Genomic DNA, 17808 nt, shown 5'->3' with positions numbered 1-17808 from the left:
GGCTCGAAAGCAAGTTTGCAATTGCCCCGTCATTTTTCTCTGCATAACAGAGGTGAAAAATACTGTGGATTTGCTAATTTATTGATATGCGCGTGGATATTCCGTTAGTTTTCTGTAAAGTTAAAAGAAGGCAGGGAGAAACTAGGATGCTCGTTGTCTTATATGAATTGAATACCATTAGTCGGTCGGTCAGTGAATGGATGTATTATAATGAAGAAATCAGCAATTAAATTGGCGTTAATTCTTGCCTCTATGACCAGTGGGTGGGCAATGGCTGCACCTGATCTTTCTACGACTCAAGCTCCGCTACTAACGATCGAGGATAAGATCGTTTTAGGTCGTGTTGAAAATGTTTACTATCAAGGTATTGAAAAGTTGGAGGGAGTGCCGTTTGTCGGGAAGATCGACACGGGTGCTGACACGACGTCGATGCATGCTGAAGATATTGAAGTCATCAGCAACAACCCCAAATATCAAGGGCTCAGTAATGAAAAGCTACTACAAACCATCGTCGATGAATACGGCGGTTCGGCGAGTGACTGGTGGCTAGAAGAATTTGATAATGAGCAGCGTAATTTCCAAGGTATTGTGCGCTTCTCGGTACGCCACCCTTATAGTGGTGAAAAAATCACATTGGAACGCCCGTTGGCGAGAACAAGTGTGATTCGAAGCCGCACAAGCAGCACACCAATTTACCGTCCGGTAGTGATCCTCCCAATGACCATCGCTGGAAAAACGGTTGAAACAGAAGTGAATCTGACAGACCGCAGTGGTTTTAGCGCGCCTATTTTAGTTGGTAAAACCTTCTTAGCGAATAACGCTTGGGTGATGGCTGGGTATGATTATTTACAAGCGCAGAAAGAGGCGCAGGTGATTGGTCGTCGTGAGGTGGGTTCCGTTGACGGCGTGAATGTCGATGTTAGCCTTTCACTTAAGAATAATTACAGCATTTTGAATGCTCAGAATATTAAATTGAATCAAAAAGATGGCAGTGTCACCTTTGATTTATCGGGTAAGGATAAACAATCAAAATCGGTGACCTATCCTTTAGTGAAAATGCTGTCGATTGGTGATAATGAATACCCTATGGTTTACGTGACCTTTAAAGGGGAAAAGGAATTTGAACAGCCAATTTTGGTCTATCTGAAAGACCGTTCGAAAAATAGCACTCAACTACGCCTAGGTTTGAATACGATCAATCAGCATTTCATTGTTGATACTCAAGCTAAGAATAAACTGACAAAGAAAAAGCAAAGCTTTAAAGCGAGAATGAGCGATAACCCACTTGTTGTTTCTCCGGTAGAAACATTGATTTTAGATGGGCATAAATTGGATGCAGAGCCTTCTTTTACCGTTAGCACCCCTCTGCTTAAGGTCTCCAGTTTTGAAATGATTGAGGCGAAAGGGCGAGATAAAGTTGAGTACTACCTCTCTAATGATCTTGGAAACGATGAGATTATTCGTAAAACCATTTTGCGAAAAATTAAAGTGGGTGACACGGTGAGACCCGTTGTAGATGGTGAATTTATCGTGGGGGGGAAGGACGTTAATGTTGAGTTTGCTCTAGAAGCACTTGATAGTGATGAAGGTGACCAGCCGTATTTTATCATTGGTAAGAAAACCAAGAAATCTGGCGTTTTAGTGAATACACGAAGCGAAAATTTGCTTGATGCATATCCTGTATTCACAGCTGGACATATTGAAAATGCCACCGTCGAAGGGCTGCAATTCCCAGTTAAATTAGACACGGGTGCCGATGTTAGCTCAATGAATGCATTGGATATTAAGCAATTTGAAAAAGACGGTAAAAAAATGGTCACATTTACCTATGCAAATGACATGGATATGAAGCAGACGTTTACTCGTGAAGTGGTGGACGTTATGCGCATTAAGGCCAAGCAAGGTGAAAAAGCCAATGTCCGCCCGGTCGTTGAGATGAGGGTGAAATTAGGGGATGTGGAGAAAACTGTTAAGGTGAATCTACAAGACCGTTCTCGCTTTCATTACAGCATGATTTTGGGGAAAAACTTCCTCAAATATGGCGTAGTGGTGAGTAGTGACGAAAACTTTTTACTGGGTAACGAGATAGGCAGTCACTAAATCATATTACCGATAGAATAAAAAGCGCCAGTGAGGATTCTCACTGGCGCTTTTTTAATATTGCTAGAAGCTAGAAGCTAGAAGCTAGAACTATGATTGGTCAGAGCTTTTCTTTTCTGCGGACTCTGACGGCTTATCTGAAGGCTTATCTTTGAGCTCTTCATCGTCCTCATCAGAACCATCAATCATGCTATGCTTTTCTTTCCAATGCTCCCAGCGTTGTGAGGCGAGCTCTTGCATGTCTGTGGTTTTGTCTGCTTCATCGACAATCTCTTGGCCGAGTAAGTGCTCGAAGATATCTTCTAGGGTAATGATGCCTTGAATCGTGCCGTACTCATCAACAATGATGGCGATATGTAATCGCTCTGCCATCATTTTTTCAAAGGCTTTAGGCAACATGATAGTGTTAAACAGCACATGAATAGGGCGCATGACCGCACCTAACTGCTGATCCCCTGCACCTTGCTGTTGAAGCTTAAATAGCTCAAGGCGATGCACAAAACCTAAGATGTTGTCTTTTTGCTCACGATAAATCAGTGGGCGAGAAAACGGCGTGTCTTTGTGTTGGTCGAGAAACTCGTTAATGGTCATTTCTGCGGGCACACGAAACACTACCGGTCTTGGTGTCATTACATGAGTGACCGGGATATCTTGTATATTAAGGATGTTCGTCAATATATTCGATTCACCCTCAGCAAACTCTCCGCTTTCTTTTGCGAGCAGTGCCATCGCAGACAGCTCATCACGCATCTTTGGTGCTTCATGGCCGCGGGCGAGACGCTTAGTGATTTGCTCGGAGAACCAAACAAACGGCGTTAATGCCCATACCATCCAGCGCAGTGTAGTTGCTGCTGAAGGTGCGAGTTGGCGCCAGTAGGTCGCACCGATAGTTTTCGGAACGATCTCCGACAGTACTAAGATACCAAGCGTGAGTACTGCAGAAAATACCCCTAACCATTCGCTGCCAAATACCACAGCGGCTTGCGCGCCTGCTGTTGCCGCACCAATGGTGTGGGCGATGGTATTGAGCGTTAGGATAGAGGCGAGTGGGCGATCGATATCGGCTTTTAGTTTCGCCAGTCTTCCCGCTGCAGGGTGTTCCTTTTGTCGCAGCTGAGCAAGGTAGCTTGGTGTAATACTAAGTAGCACCGCTTCCAATACCGAACAGATAAAAGAAACACCGATCGCAACCGAAATATATATCGTTAAGAGAAACATTTATGTCCTAGTGTGTACACACATCAACCTAACTTTGCTGAAACTTCAGCCTGTGCATTGTTGGTGAGTGTTAATAAAATAGGGCTGCTCCAATGGATTCATCAGGCTTATCACTTGTGCAGCAGTGCCTTTATGGGACTTTATGACACAAATTACAAGGTTTCAAATTCAATCATAGGGTAACAAATTGTGAGTTAATGCTCATAAAACGGCGAAATCTCAGTCATTAGTGATAAAGATGCTCTACAAACCTTTGCCAGATGGGGGCTTTATGATTTAGAGTGGGATTTAATTCGATAACATGAAAGAAGGGAAACCTAATGAATAAGACCCAATTAATCGACTTTATCGCTGAAAAAGCTGACCTATCTAAAGCACAAGCAAAAGCAGCTCTTGAAGCAACGCTTTCAGGTGTTTCTGAAGCACTAAGTGAAGGTGACCAAGTTCAACTAATTGGTTTCGGTACGTTTAAAGTTAATCACCGCGCTGCACGTACGGGCCGTAACCCTAAAACGGGTGACGAGATCCAAATCGCTGCTGCTAACGTACCTGCATTCGTTTCAGGCAAAGCGCTTAAAGACGCAGTTAAGTAATTAAAACAGCACCGATGATATTGGTATCATCGGTGCTGTTGTTACTATCAAAGAGGACTATTGGTAAACCTACTCAAGCCTTATCTTTCGTTGTTTTAACAATACTTCCCTTTCTAAGATACTAAACTGATATGAACGTCCTGCCATTTTTATGGTCTTATCATAAACACACTTTCCAACAAACGCTGCTTATTCTCTCGATAGTATCGATCATTTGAGGTCATAGAACGTAAATGAAAAAGACGCTACTGCTATCACTACTCACGGTTGCCTTAATTGGGTGTTCCTCAACGCCAACGCCTAGTATTAACCAGTACTCTCAGTTTACTGGAGGGCAAACTCTTGGTGATGCGACTAGCCTTTACTGGTACACGGAGCGTTTGACTCAGCCGTATACCGCGGCGGAATATGTCAATATGAATGATTACGGCTGGTATAAGTCTAATTATCGATGGAGTGGTGGTGAGTTGCGTGAGTTCGTGCGCGAAGGATTGCAAAATGATCCGCCAAACCAACCCGTAGAATACCGAATCCATGTGCGTTTTAATAAAAATGGCGAGGCGATTTACCAACAGTATCGTCGTAATGGCAAAGTGCTACCAATCAAATCGGCTCAGCTTGAGAACTATCAGCGAGAAGCCACATTACTTACCGAGCGAGTCAAAGAGCAAGATAGAGATGGTTTAGAGCTCATTCAGGGCCATTGGGATGGCGAAACATTGGAAACCTGCAATGGTATCGCTTTGCAAAACATTAAGTTTGAGCAAACGTTACCAGACTTCGTCGTGCAAAGGCTAGCTGCGGTAGAGAGCTACGTAGCCTTCTTGGGTAGCACACGTTTAACAGGGGCGCGTGTAGAGCAATTACTGATGTTATCTGAAGGCGATACCGATTGTATTGAAAGACCGATTCTCATTGCCGATGAATAGCAAGTATTAAGCAGCACAGCAAGTAGCAATCACTATTTCTGAACGATAAAAGAAGGGCGCCGTTATGGCGCCCTTCTTGGTACAGTATTCTGTAGAATTAGATAAAGACTACTTTTGTTGCTCACGCTCAATGGCACGATAGCCAATGTCATTACGATGGAACATACCATTCCAGCTAACTTGCTTAGTCAATGCATAAGCGCGCTCTTGAGCTTCAGAAACCGTGTTACCCAGTGCCGTTGCACAAAGTACGCGACCACCGTTTGTCACCACATCGCCAGCGTCGTTATTTGTCGTACCCGCGTGGAAAACCTTTTGGCCTTCAACTTCGCTTGTTGGTAGTGAAATTACGTCACCTTTTGCGTAGTCAGCAGGGTAACCGCCAGCCGCAAGAACAACACCGATAGAAGCGCGTGGATCCCACTTTGATTCTGCTTCGTCTAGTTTCTCGTCGATAGCCATTAGGCAAAGCTCAACAAGGTCTGACTCCATACGCATCATGATAGGCTGCGTTTCTGGATCGCCGAAGCGGCAGTTGTATTCGATAACTTTAGGTGTGCCGTCAGCATCGATCATTAGGCCAGCATAAAGGAAACCAGTGTAAGGTGCGCCTTCTGCGTCCATACCACGTACCGTTGGGTAGATAACTTCCTCAAGGATACGGTTGTGGATTTCAGGCGTCACAACTGGAGCTGGAGAGTAAGCACCCATACCGCCAGTATTAGGACCCGTGTCTTTGTCGCCAACACGTTTGTGATCTTGGCTGGTGGCCATAGGAAGAACGCTAGAACCGTCAACCATGACGATGAAGCTTGCTTCTTCGCCTTCAAGGAACTCTTCGATAACCACGCGGCTGCCAGCTTCGCCGAAGGCGTTGCCCGCTAGCATGTCTTTGATTGCGTCTTCTGCTTCTTCAAGTGTCATCGCAACGATAACGCCTTTGCCTGCCGCAAGACCGTCAGCTTTGACGACGATTGGCGCACCTTGCTCACGTACGTAAGCGATAGCTGGTTCAATCTCAGTGAAGTTTGCGTAGTAACCCGTTGGGATGTCATGACGAGCTAGGAAATCTTTAGTGAATGCTTTCGAACCTTCAAGCTGTGCTGCTGCTTGAGTTGGACCAAAGATAGGAAGACCCACTTCGCGGAATGCATCAACCACACCAATCACTAATGGCGCTTCCGGGCCAACGATAGTCAGTTCGATTTTTTTCTCTTGAGCAAACGCGACTAAACCTGCGATGTCTTCAACACCGATGTTTACGTTCTCAAGTTTAGGCTCAAGTGCAGTACCTGCGTTACCAGGAGCGATGAATACGGTTTCAACGTTTGGATTTTGAGCTGCTTTCCAGCCTAAAGCATGCTCTCTACCGCCAGCACCGATGATTAATACGTTCATGTTTCAATCCTTAAGTCTTTAATTCTTAAAAGCCCCTCAAATTTGAGAGGCTCGATAGCTACTAATCGTTTAGATAAACTAAATATTAGTGGCGGAAGTGACGCATGCCTGTAAAGATCATCGCCATGCCGTGTTCGTCGGCTGCAGCGATAACTTCGTCATCACGCATAGAGCCGCCCGGTTGGATAACACACTTGATGCCAGCTTCCGCTGCCGCGTCGATACCGTCACGGAATGGGAAGAACGCGTCAGATGCCATGACACAACCTTCAACCTGTAGACCTTCGTCTGCCGCTTTAATGCCTGCGATTTTCGCCGAGTAAACACGGCTCATTTGGCCAGCGCCTACACCAATCGTCATGTCGCCTTTTGAGTAAACGATAGCGTTCGATTTAACGTACTTCGCTACTTTCCAGCAGAATAGAGCGTCTTTTAGCTCTTCCGCTGTAGGTTGGCGCTTAGAAACCACTTTCAGGTCATCTTCAGAAACCATGCCTTGGTCGCGGTCTTGAACGAGCAAACCACCGTTAACGCGTTTTACGTCAAAGCCAGTTGTCTTCGTTGTCCACTCACCACACTCAAGTAGGCGAAGGTTTTTCTTAGCCGCTACGATTTCTACTGCTTCAGCAGAAACTGATGGTGCAATGATAACTTCAACGAATTGACGCTCGGTGATCGCCGTTGCTGTTGCAGCATCTAGTTCACGGTTGAAAGCGATGATGCCGCCAAATGCAGACGTTGGGTCTGTTTTGAATGCACGGTCGTAAGCTTCTAGAATGTCTTCACCTAGTGCAACACCACATGGGTTAGCGTGCTTAACAATCACACATGCTGGCTGGTCGAACTCTTTCACACACTCAAGTGCTGCGTCAGTGTCAGCGATGTTGTTGTAAGAAAGGGCTTTACCTTGGATTTGACGAGCTGTAGATACAGACGCTTCTTCAGGGTTCGCTTCAACGTAGAAAGCAGCGGCTTGGTGGCTGTTTTCACCGTAGCGCATGTCTTGTTTTTTCTCGAACTGCTGGTTGAACGTGCGAGGGAATTTAGACGCTTCGTCGCCTTCCTTGTTCTCGCCGTAACTAGGAACCATAGTGCCGAAGTAGTTTGCGATCATGCCGTCGTAAGAAGCAGTATGCTCGAATGCTGCGATAGCGAGGTCGAAGCGAGTCTCTAGCGTTAGAGATTTCTCGTTAGCGTCCATTTCAGCGACAACGCGTTCGTAGTCGTGTGCGTTAACAACGATAGTCACGTCTTTGTGGTTTTTCGCAGCAGAGCGAACCATTGTTGGACCACCGATGTCGATGTTCTCAACAGCGTCAGCAAGAGTACAACCTTCTTTAGCAACGGTTTCTGCGAATGGGTATAGGTTTACAACAACCATATCGATTGGATTGATACCGTGAGTTTCCATCACGTCATCATCTTGGCCGCGACGGCCTAAAACACCACCGTGAACTTTTGGATGCAGTGTTTTTACACGACCATCCATCATCTCAGGAAATCCTGTGTAATCAGATACTTCTGTTACTGCAATGCCCTGCTCAGCAAGTAGGCGAGCCGTGCCACCAGTAGAAAGGATATCAACACCACGTTGTGAGAGTGCTTGTGCAAACTCAACAATACCAGTTTTGTCAGATACGCTGATAAGAGCGCGGCGAATTGGACGAGCGTTATTCATGCTTCTGTCTTCCTCAAAGTCACAGAGTTAACGTTGCTGTGGGTAGGCGTTGTGATTATGCTTACTCACGGCTAAAAGATTGTTGCCAAAACAGATTACTTTGCAGCGCCTTCTAGAGCGCTTATTATCTATTTGGGCAATGACCCTTGCACAAAAAAACATCGATGATGCTGTTGGCGCGTATTCTAACCAATCTATTACAAAAAAGCTCGCGCAATCGTTTGGCATCGCAAAAAAAAGTGCATAAAAATGGATTTTAGGTTTGCATTGTAACGAAGAGGTTAAATTAAAAGGTTATGTTTCAGATAGGTGAGTTAGCAAAACGCTGCAAGGTAACCGCGGATACGTTGCGGTTTTATGAAAAAAACCAGTTAATCGCTCCTGCAGGGCGCAGTGAATCGGGTTACCGGCTTTATAATGAGGAAAGCCAAAGGCAGGTTATCTTTATTCTGAAAGCGAAAGAGTTGGGGCTGAGCCTCGATGAAATTAAAGAGTTGCTGGGCATAAAGCTGGAAGCGACAGAACATAGTTGCTCGGAAGTCAAAGCGATTACGTCTGCTAAATTAGCGGTGATCGATCAAAAAATTGCAGAGCTCACGAGAATCCGCTCTGCCCTAAAGAAAATTAATGATGCTTGCTGTGGTCATGAGCATGATGCCAGTCACTGCTCGATACTTGCCGCCTTAGAATCCGGAGAAGGTAGAGCCTAAAAACTGGGTTTTTGGGCTCTACTTTTTAGGCACTACCTTGGTGTGTTACGAGACCTTAAATGCCCCAACGCCATTTGCTAGCGTCTGCCCATCTTCTAAAAGACGTTCGCTAGCATCTGCAAGTGATTTTGCTTCAATTGCAGACTGACTACCGTGATCGGCAATCTGTGTTAGGTTCTGACTGATTTCATCGGTTGCCAGTGTTTGCTGTGAACTGGCTTCGGCAATTTGTTGATTGAGTGAAAGGATGGCATTTACCTGATCATCAATTTCCGTGAGCGCTTGTTTCGCATTCGCAGCTTGTTCTAGTGTCGCTTGTGACTGTTGCTGTGTTTGAGTCATTGATTGGCTGACTTCTGATGCTTGAGATTGCAGCTTTTGAATAATTTGCTCTATCTCATCAGTGCTGGTTTGGGTTCGAGTCGCCAGTGTTCTCACTTCATCGGCCACGACAGCAAACCCTCGCCCTTGTTCACCTGCTCTCGCAGCCTCAATCGCGGCGTTGAGTGCCAATAAATTGGTTTGCTCTGCGACCCCTCGAATAACTTCCAGAACAGACCCCACTTCCTGAGTATCATTCGCGAGCATTTGAATATTCGCTTCAGTCTCAGTTAGGCGAACCGATAAAGACTGCATGTAGCTTGATGCCAACTCAATAACTTGTGTGCCGTGTTTGCCTTGCTCACTGGCTTGCTTTGCTGCGCTTGCAGCGTGTTGAGCTGAGTTGGCGACTTCTTGGTTGCTAGCATGAAGTTCATTCATTGCAGAGGCAACAGTGTCGACGGCCTGTTGTTGTTGCTGTGATTTACTCGCGCTGCCTTGTGCAACGTTGTTTAGTGACACCGCTGCTTCAGTAATGTTTTCCGTAACGGGCTTAATATCACTAATTATGACACCAAGTTTGTTGGTAAAGCGGTTAAATGCTGCGGCAATCTGACTTAGTTCATCAGCGCCTTTTTCTGGTAGTTGGCGTGATAGGTCGCCATCCCCGCTGGCAATATCGTTTAGCGCGTCTAATGTCTCCTTGCACGGTGTGACAATGCTACGGCTGAGCCAAGTGGCAAGGGCGAGCATAAAGATAAAAGCCACCACGACGGACATCATGACTTTCTTGATTTCGCCCCAGACGAGAGCTTGAATATCATCGACATAAACGCCGGTGCCAATGATCCATCCCCAAGGATTAAAAGCTTTTATATAGGAGATTTTTTCTACGGGAGCATCAGCACCCGGCTTTGGCCACATATAGCTGACAAAGCCTGCTTGTTTGCTTTTGGCGACCTCAACCATATCGACAAATAAGCGTTTGCCATTAGGGTCAGAAATTTGGCTTAAGTTCTGTCCAACCAATTTGGGTTTTAATGGGTGCATGATCATGTTGGGTGTCATGTCATTAATCCAAAAGTAATCGTGAGTTTCATAACGCAGCGTTTGGATTGCTTGGCTCGCTGCTGATTGAGCCTCGGTTTGTGTTAGGGCTCCGGATTGCTGTTTTTGGTAGTAATGATTCACGAGCGTATAGGCGCTCTCAACAAGGTGGCGGGTTTTAGTTTGTTTCGCTTCCGTCAGAGCTCTGTCGTAGTCTACTAACGACAGAACTAGAGGGATGAGCAGGGCAACAGAAACAACCAATATCAATAGATACAAACGGCTCTGAATAGACATGCGGCGCAAGAATTGGGTATTCATCTTAAGAACTCCTTTTTCTTAAAGTGAACACATCACCAATAGGGAATATTGGCATGCTGACTTTTAAGTTGATTTTATGATTAATAATGAGCTAGGCAGCCTGACGGATAGTTCATGGTATTTGTATTTGTTATGGATTCACCTTACGGCATTCCATATCGTGATGCTATCCTCCAATAGTCTAAGACTTGAGCTAGCTCCAATTTTTATTAGGAAGGGGGAGCGGAGTACAGTGAGAGGCTCTGGGTTAAAAGTAAAAAAAAGCCACCTTCTGGTCGAAGGTGGCTTGGTATTTTGCTAGTTACGAGAACCTATTAGTTCATGCCGTATTTTTTTAGTTTCTTGCGAAGAGTACCGCGGTTGATACCCATCATGGTTGCTGCGCGAGTTTGGTTACCGCGAGTGTACTGCATGATGGTGTCTAGTAGTGGTTGTTCAACTTCTGCCAACACTAGTTCATACAACTCAGTGACATCTTGACCATTCAATTGAGCAAGGTAGTTCTTTAGAGACGCTTTGACAGAGTCACGTAGTGGCTTCTGAGTGATCTGGTCTTGAGATGTTACTGTAGTAACGGTCAATGGTTCTGAAGTCAAATTCTGTTCGAACATAATCGGTTTAGCTCTTCTCGTAATTATGATGCAACGTTTTTAAAATAGCCTTGTAATGAATCTAGCTGCTCGTGAGCAACTTCAATTGCATTAAAGGCACGACGAAATTCACTGGCTTGTGCATGTTCTTTTAAATACCAGCCAACATGCTTGCGCGCGATACGTGGACCTAAATACTCACCATAAAACTCATGGAGAGCGTGAACATGGCCAAGCAAGATACCCTCAACATCTCCAATGGGACGTTCAGGCATCAGTGTGCCGTTTTCCAAATAGTGTTGGATTTCCTCGAAAATCCATGGCCGTCCTTGGGCCGGACGACCTATCATCAAAGCGTCAGCGCCAGTATAGTCCAAAACAAATTTGGCCTTCTCTGGACTATCTATATCTCCGTTAGCGATAACAGGGATAGAGATTGCCTCTTTAACCGCTTTGATGCTGTCGTATTCAGCCTCACCTTTATACATACAAGCTTTAGTTCGACCATGAAGGGCGAGCGCTTGTATGCCACAATCTTCGGCAAGCCTTGCTATTTGGACACAGTTTTTATTGTCTGTATCCCAGCCAGTACGGGTTTTTAGCGTTACTGGAACCTCTACCGCATCTACAACAGCACGCAGAATATCTTCGATAATCTCTGGGTGCTTGAGCAATGCAGAGCCCGCTAGCTTTTTATTCACTTTCTTTGCAGGGCACCCCATGTTGATATCGATGATCTGTGCACCGTTCTCAACACTGAATTGTGCCGCGTCAGCCATTAGCTTCGCGTCGGCACCTGCAATTTGCACGGAGCGAATACCGGATTCACCCTCGTGCACCATGCGCTGCTGCGACTTAGATGTTTTCCACAGTTTTGGATTGGAGGACATCATTTCACTGACCGCCATTCCAGCACCGTAACGAAGACACAACTCACGAAAGGGCCTATCTGTTACTCCAGCCATAGGAGCGACGATAAGATTGTTCTTAAGTTGGTATTTTCCGATTTTCAAAACATCGCCACAGGTTTACACAAGCAAGGGCGCGCATTTTACGCATTTTTTCGATGCGTGAAAAGACTAATATTTGAGCATTTACAATTTGTTTTAGCAAAATGCCTGATTTTCAGCCTTTTAGTGGTGAAAGTAATCGCTATTCAACATGAGAAGTCGCCCTTGTTAACGGGTTAAACGACTTCTCATTGTGAAAAAGAGTTATTTAGTGGCGGAGATGCGGCACCATTCTTTGAGTTCGACGATTGGGTCAACCGTCATTTCATCACGATAGTAGTTGGCGACATCTTCTGCCTGGGTATCAAGAACGCCTGACATGGCCAACTTACCTTCGTCTTTGACGAGCGATTTGATCACCGCTGACAAATCACGTAATGGACCCGCAAGAATGTTTGCTACCACGACGTCGGCGAGTAGGTTCTCAGGCTGGTCTTGTGGTAAGTAAAGCTCAAGTTGGTCGGCCACCCCGTTGCGCTGGGCATTATCTTTTGAGGCGACCAAAGCTTGCGGGTCGATATCGATACCAATGACTTTGGCTGCACCAAGTTTGATCGCAGCAATGGCAAGAATACCTGAACCACAACCAAAATCGATGACCGTTTTACCAGCGAGGTCTAGCGACTCTAGCCACTCTAAACATAGTGCAGTTGTAGGGTGGGTACCGGTACCAAATGCTAGACCAGGATCCAACATCACGTTGATCGCATCTGGCTCTGGGACATCACGCCAGCTTGGGCAAATCCATAAACGTTGACCAAATTGCATTGGGTGGAAGTTATCCATCCATTCACGTTCCCAGTCCTTGTCTTCGAGTTGTTCAACTTTGTGTGCGAAACCTTCGACCAACATGTTACTTGCTTTGATCTGCTCTAGAACGAGCTTTGTGTCAGCTTCAGCATCATAAAGGGCAACAATATCGGTATCACCCCAAAGTCGAGTCTCACCCGGTAGGGGCTCAAAGACAGGCGTGTCTTGTGCGTCTAGGAAAGTAACAGACAGCGCGCCTGTTTCTTCCATTAACATATCACCGATTAGTTCAGCGTTGTCATTTGTGGCGTTGAGTTTGATTTGAATCCAAGGCATGCGTCTGGTCCATGGTGAGTAATTTTGCGCAGAGTGTAGCAGATTAGCGAAAAGAGCGTATAAAAAAAGCCCACATGAGTGGGCTTAGTAACATCAGAATACGGGTCTATTGTAATCCGAGTTTCTTTTCCAAGTAGTGAATGTTCGCACCACCATGTTGGAAATTTTCATCGTTCATGATTGCGAGTTGAAGCTCGGTATTCACGTTAATACCTTCGACAATCATTTCACCTAATGCATTTTTCATACGAGCGATCGCCACATCACGGTTTTCACCGTAAGTGATGAGCTTACCGATCATTGAATCATAATGCGGTGGTACGGTATAACCGGTATAGATGTGCGATTCCCAACGTACACCCATGCCACCAGGAGCATGGAAGCGTGTGATCTTACCTGGTGAAGGTAAGAAGCGAACTGGGTCTTCGGCGTTGATTCGGCACTCGATTGAGTGACCACGGAGCTTGATTTCATCTTGAGTAAATGAAAGCGGTTGGCCAGCTGCAATACGTAGCTGCTCCTTAACAAGGTCGATACCCGTTACCATTTCAGTAATCGTGTGTTCCACCTGAATACGCGTATTCATTTCGATAAAGTAGAATTCACCATTCTCATACAAGAATTCAAATGTACCAGCGCCACGGTAACCGATTTCGATACACGCACGAGTACAGCGCTCACCGATGTATTTACGCATTTCTTCGGTAATACCTGGTGCTGGCGCTTCTTCGACCACTTTCTGGTGACGACGTTGCATTGAACAATCACGCTCACCAAGGTGAATCGCATTGCCTTGGCCGTCAGCGAGTACTTGAACTTCAATATGACGAGGGTTTTCTAGGAATTTTTCCATGTAAACCATGTCATTGTTGAAACAAGCTTTTGCTTCGGCACGTGTCATTGCGATAGCTTCAGTCAGTTCCGCTTCAGAGCGAACCACACGCATACCGCGACCACCACCACCCCCAGAGGCTTTAATGATAACAGGGAAGCCAATACGCTTCGCGTGTGCTTTGTTCTTCGCCTCATCATCATCAAGAGGACCATCAGAACCAGGAACACAAGGCACACCGGCTTTTTTCATTGAAGTGATCGCGGAGACTTTGTCACCCATCATACGGATGGTTTCAGCCTTAGGGCCAACAAAAATGAAGCCACTACGCTCTACTTGTTCAGCAAAGTCAGCGTTTTCTGAAAGGAAGCCATAGCCTGGGTGAACCGCAACGGCACCTGTCACTTCCGCAGCGCTGATAATGCGAGGGATGTTAAGGTAGCTGTCGATGCCACGAGCTGGACCGATACAAATGGTTTCGTCTGCAAGTAGCACATGCTTAAGATCGCGGTCAGCGGTGGAGTGAACCGCTACGGTCTTAATGCCTAGCTCTTTACAAGCGCGCAGAATACGTAGTGCAATTTCACCACGATTCGCGATTACTAATTTATCTAACATAATGAGCGCTCTCTATTATTCGATAATGACTAGAGCTTGGTCGAACTCAACTGGTTGGCCGTCTTCAACAAGGATAGCGGTAACAACACCAGACTTATCAGATTCAATTTGGTTCATCATTTTCATTGCTTCAACGATACATAGTGTATCGCCAGCATTCACTTGTTGACCAACTTTTACGAATGGTTTTGCGTCAGGACTTGGCGCGCCGTAGAACGTACCAACCATTGGTGAAAGTACTTGATGTCCAGCTGGCGCAGCAGGCGCTTCTGGAGCAGCAGGTGCTGCTGAAGCAACAGCTGGTGCCGGTGCCGCGACTGGCGCTGGCGCTGCTGCGTATTGAATAGGTGCAACAGGTGCTGTGCCATTACGGCTGATTCGTACCGATTCTTCACCTTCAGAGATTTCTAGCTCAGAAATGCCTGATTCTTCTACTAGTTCGATAAGTTTTTTGATTTTACGAATATCCATGTTTCTATCTCTTCTCTAATGTGAGTCAGATGACTGCCGCGCAGCCATAGAGTATCTATTTTGCTTTCAGTGCCTTAATGGCAGCAGAAAGAGCAAATTCATAGCCTTGTGAACCCAACCCGCACATCACACCCTGTGCCACGTCGGACAAATAAGAGTGATGACGAAATGGTTCTCTGGCATGAACGTTTGATAAGTGCACTTCGATAAATGGTATTGAAACGCCAAGCAGCGCATCTCTTAATGCGACGCTGGTGTGGGTAAAGGCCGCTGGGTTGATAATAATAAAATCAATATCACCATGGGCGGCGTGTATCGCTTCAATGAGCTCGTATTCACGATTAGATTGCAGATGTGTTAGGGCGACGCCCTGTGTTTGCGCTAAGTCAGTTAGGTTATCAACAATTTGTGATAGTGTTTCTGAACCATAGTGTCCAGGCTCTCTTAGCCCTAATAGGTTAAGGTTTGGGCCATTTAAAACTAGAATTCGTGACTTTGCTGTCATAATGCTGCCATCTTCTGTTAACGTGAAATGAACGTGATTTATCCCAAGTTTATATAAAAACCAACCTAATTTGATACCAAATTTTGGCTGTTTTTTAAAAGTTGACCAAGATTATAGCTAATTCACAGCATATAGCAGCAATTTACTGGTCTAATCACCCTATCTTTGTCAGAAAACTTGCAACACAGTGCACGTTTTTACTCAATTCTGAAAAAACTTGATACAAAAAAACCGCCTTAGAATAAGGCGGTTTGTTGTGGATATGTTGCGCTCTTACGCGAGTTCGGCTTTTTCTGCGATTAGTTTATCAACGACGCTTGGATCCGCTAAGGTTGAAGTATCCCCCAGGTTGCTGGTATCGCCGGTCGCTATTTTACGTAGGATACGGCGCATAATTTTACCGGAACGCGTTTTCGGTAATGAATCTGTCCAATGCAACACATCAGGAGTGGCGATTGGGCCGATTTCCTTTCTTACCCAATCTTTTACTTGCTTATGAAGCTCTGCAGACGGGTATTCACCATCATTGAGCGTGATATAAGCATAGATAGCCTGACCTTTGATGTCATGCGGGATCCCAACAATCGCGGCTTCCGCAATTTTATCGAAAGCGACTAATGCCGATTCAATTTCTGCGGTTCCCATACGGTGCCCAGAAACGTTGAGGACGTCATCGACACGACCGGTGATCCAGTAGTAACCATCTTCATCACGACGCGCGCCATCGCTGGTAAAGTACATGCCTTTAAAAGTAGAGAAGTAGGTTTGTTCGAATCGGTCGTGATCACCATAGACGGTGCGCATCTGTCCAGGCCAAGAATCTAGAATCACTAGATTGCCGTCCGTCGCACCTTCGATGATGTTACCCATGTTATCGACGAGCGCCGGTTGAACACCAAAAAATGGTTTGCTCGCGGAGCCCGGTTTCAAGTCGGTAGCACCTGGTAGTGGAGTAATCAAAATGCCACCCGTCTCGGTTTGCCACCACGTATCAACGATTGGAGATTGCTCGTTACCAATCGTCTTGTAGTACCACTCCCATGCTTCAGGGTTAATCGGTTCACCAACCGAGCCCATGATTCTTAAACTGTCTCGCTTGGTGCCTTTAACTGCTTCGTCCCCTTTCGCCATGAGTGCACGAATGGCCGTGGGGGCGGTGTAGAGAATATTGACTTGGTGCTTGTCTACCACTTCACTCATGCGACTAGTATCTGGGTAGTTTGGCACGCCTTCAAACAAAATAGTTTTTGCACCATTAGCAAGTGGACCATAAATGAGGTAGGTGTGACCCGTAATCCAACCCACATCGGCAGTACACCAGAAGGTTTCACCTGGCTGATAGTCAAAGACGTACTTAAACGTCATCGCAGCATAGACTAAGTAACCGCCAGTGGTGTGCAATACGCCTTTAGGTTTACCCGTTGACCCTGAGGTATAGAGGATAAATAGTGGATCTTCCGCTTGCATCTCTTCAGGAGGACAAACATCAGAAACCGTTGCTGTGGCTTCGTGCCACCAAACGTCACGATGACTGTGCCAAGCCACATCACCACCAGTACGTTTAAGAACCATTACGGTAGAAATGTTTTTCACGTCTGGGTTAGTCAGGGCTTCATCAACATTTTTCTTTAGTGGCACGGCGCGACCGCCACGAACACCTTCATCAGCGGTAATCACCACTTTTGCATCTGAATCGATAATGCGGCCCGATAAGGCTTCTGGAGAAAATCCGCCAAATACTACCGTGTGAACGGCGCCGATTCGGGTACAAGCTAGCATGGCAACAGCCGCTTCAGGAACCATCGGCATATACAGACACACAACGTCGCCTTTGTTCACGCCTTGCGCTTTTAGAGCGTTTGAAAACTGACACACTTCTTTGTGCAGTTCGTTGAAAGTAAGTGTTTTATCGTCGGCAGGATCATCGCCCTCCCAAATAATCGCCACATCATCACCTTTATCAGCGAGGTGGCGGTCAATACAGTTCGCCGACACATTGAGTGTGCCGTCTTCAAACCAGCGAATATCGACATGACCGGTATCGAAAGAGGTGTTTTTCACCTGTGTGAAGGGTTTGATCCAGTCAACAATCTTGCCGTGCTCGCCCCAAAATGCTTCAGGGTTGCTAACGGACTGTTGGTACATGGATAGGTAAGTGTCGTTATCCGCGTGCGTATGCGTTTTAATATTTTCTTTTACCGGATAAACATGAACTTCACTCATTGCTTCTCTCCTTGTGAATTGAGCACTTCCAACTTGGGCTGAGTTACATCTGCTACTAACTCTCGGCTAGATTGGCGTAAACGGCAATTAGACTTTAGGCGTACTTGTTTTAAATGCTTTTAAATCAGCTGTTTATATGGTGCTTGAAATGAGATCTC

At 45.9% G+C, this 17808-nt stretch carries 15 protein-coding genes; 4 read left to right on the top strand and 11 right to left on the bottom strand.

Annotation, left to right across the window (positions count from 1 at the left end; genetic code table 11):
• Window positions 1-210 precede the first annotated feature (210 nt).
• Window positions 211-2100, top strand: coding sequence for an ATP-dependent zinc protease family protein (locus M9196_RS17145; protein WP_250618736.1), 1890 nt, complete (start codon window positions 211-213; stop codon window positions 2098-2100).
• A gap of 90 nt (window positions 2101-2190) precedes the next feature.
• Here the strand turns inward: M9196_RS17145 and M9196_RS17140 are convergent, their stop codons facing one another.
• Window positions 2191-3318 (bottom strand): CNNM domain-containing protein, encoded by a 1128-nt coding sequence (locus M9196_RS17140; RefSeq protein WP_250618735.1) that lies wholly within the window; start codon window positions 3316-3318, stop codon window positions 2191-2193.
• A 320-nt stretch (window positions 3319-3638) separates the two neighbouring features.
• Between M9196_RS17140 and hupA the strand changes: the two genes are divergently transcribed.
• A complete protein-coding gene (gene hupA, locus M9196_RS17135) occupies window positions 3639-3911 on the top strand; it encodes a nucleoid-associated protein HU-alpha (RefSeq protein WP_250618734.1) in 273 nt (90 codons plus the stop codon).
• 233 nt (window positions 3912-4144) lie between these two features.
• A complete protein-coding gene (locus tag M9196_RS17130; protein ID WP_250618733.1) occupies window positions 4145-4840 on the top strand; it encodes a DUF1481 domain-containing protein in 696 nt (231 codons plus the stop codon).
• Between the two features lie 108 nt (window positions 4841-4948).
• On the opposite strand, the gene purD is transcribed toward M9196_RS17130, so the two are convergent.
• Both purD and purH read right to left on the bottom strand, forming a co-directional pair.
• Window positions 4949-6238 carry a phosphoribosylamine--glycine ligase gene (purD, locus tag M9196_RS17125; RefSeq protein ID WP_250618732.1) on the bottom strand — a complete coding sequence of 430 codons (1290 nt, stop codon included), beginning with the start codon at window positions 6236-6238 and terminating at the stop codon, window positions 4949-4951.
• 85 nt (window positions 6239-6323) lie between these two features.
• On the bottom strand, window positions 6324-7916 hold the full coding sequence (gene purH, locus M9196_RS17120) for a bifunctional phosphoribosylaminoimidazolecarboxamide formyltransferase/IMP cyclohydrolase (RefSeq protein WP_250618731.1): 1593 nt from the start codon (window positions 7914-7916) through the stop codon (window positions 6324-6326).
• 296 nt (window positions 7917-8212) lie between these two features.
• Between purH and zntR the strand changes: the two genes are divergently transcribed.
• Entirely contained in the window at window positions 8213-8626 is a 414-nt protein-coding gene (gene zntR, locus M9196_RS17115) for a Zn(2+)-responsive transcriptional regulator (protein ID WP_250618730.1), read from the top strand.
• 45 nt (window positions 8627-8671) lie between these two features.
• On the opposite strand, the gene M9196_RS17110 is transcribed toward zntR, so the two are convergent.
• The 8 genes from M9196_RS17110 to acs all read right to left on the bottom strand — a co-directional run bounded on the left by M9196_RS17110 (window position 8672) and on the right by acs (window position 17650).
• Entirely contained in the window at window positions 8672-10315 is a 1644-nt protein-coding gene (locus tag M9196_RS17110) for a methyl-accepting chemotaxis protein (protein WP_250618729.1), read from the bottom strand.
• Window positions 10316-10629: 314 nt separating this feature from the next.
• Window positions 10630-10926 carry a DNA-binding transcriptional regulator Fis gene (fis, locus tag M9196_RS17105; protein ID WP_006073423.1) on the bottom strand — a complete coding sequence of 99 codons (297 nt, stop codon included), beginning with the start codon at window positions 10924-10926 and terminating at the stop codon, window positions 10630-10632.
• A gap of 23 nt (window positions 10927-10949) precedes the next feature.
• Window positions 10950-11918, bottom strand: coding sequence for a tRNA dihydrouridine synthase DusB (dusB, locus tag M9196_RS17100; protein ID WP_250618728.1), 969 nt, complete (start codon window positions 11916-11918; stop codon window positions 10950-10952).
• Window positions 11919-12119: 201 nt separating this feature from the next.
• Complete coding sequence (prmA, locus tag M9196_RS17095; protein WP_250618727.1) at window positions 12120-13001, bottom strand: 50S ribosomal protein L11 methyltransferase; 882 nt, start codon at window positions 12999-13001, stop codon at window positions 12120-12122.
• 106 nt (window positions 13002-13107) lie between these two features.
• A complete protein-coding gene (gene accC, locus M9196_RS17090) occupies window positions 13108-14451 on the bottom strand; it encodes an acetyl-CoA carboxylase biotin carboxylase subunit (protein WP_250618726.1) in 1344 nt (447 codons plus the stop codon).
• A 15-nt stretch (window positions 14452-14466) separates the two neighbouring features.
• Window positions 14467-14922 carry an acetyl-CoA carboxylase biotin carboxyl carrier protein gene (gene accB / locus M9196_RS17085; protein ID WP_250618725.1) on the bottom strand — a complete coding sequence of 152 codons (456 nt, stop codon included), beginning with the start codon at window positions 14920-14922 and terminating at the stop codon, window positions 14467-14469.
• Window positions 14923-14977: 55 nt separating this feature from the next.
• Window positions 14978-15427: a type II 3-dehydroquinate dehydratase gene (gene aroQ / locus M9196_RS17080; RefSeq protein WP_250618724.1), complete on the bottom strand. Its 450-nt coding sequence runs from the start codon at window positions 15425-15427 to the stop codon at window positions 14978-14980.
• 273 nt (window positions 15428-15700) lie between these two features.
• Complete coding sequence (gene acs / locus M9196_RS17075) at window positions 15701-17650, bottom strand: acetate--CoA ligase (protein ID WP_250618723.1); 1950 nt, start codon at window positions 17648-17650, stop codon at window positions 15701-15703.
• Window positions 17651-17808: the final 158 nt, after the last annotated feature.

It is taken from the genome of Vibrio methylphosphonaticus (assembly GCF_023634655.1).
Lineage (GTDB): Bacteria > Pseudomonadota > Gammaproteobacteria > Enterobacterales > Vibrionaceae > Vibrio > Vibrio methylphosphonaticus.
This window is presented reverse-complemented; position numbering and strand designations above follow the sequence as displayed.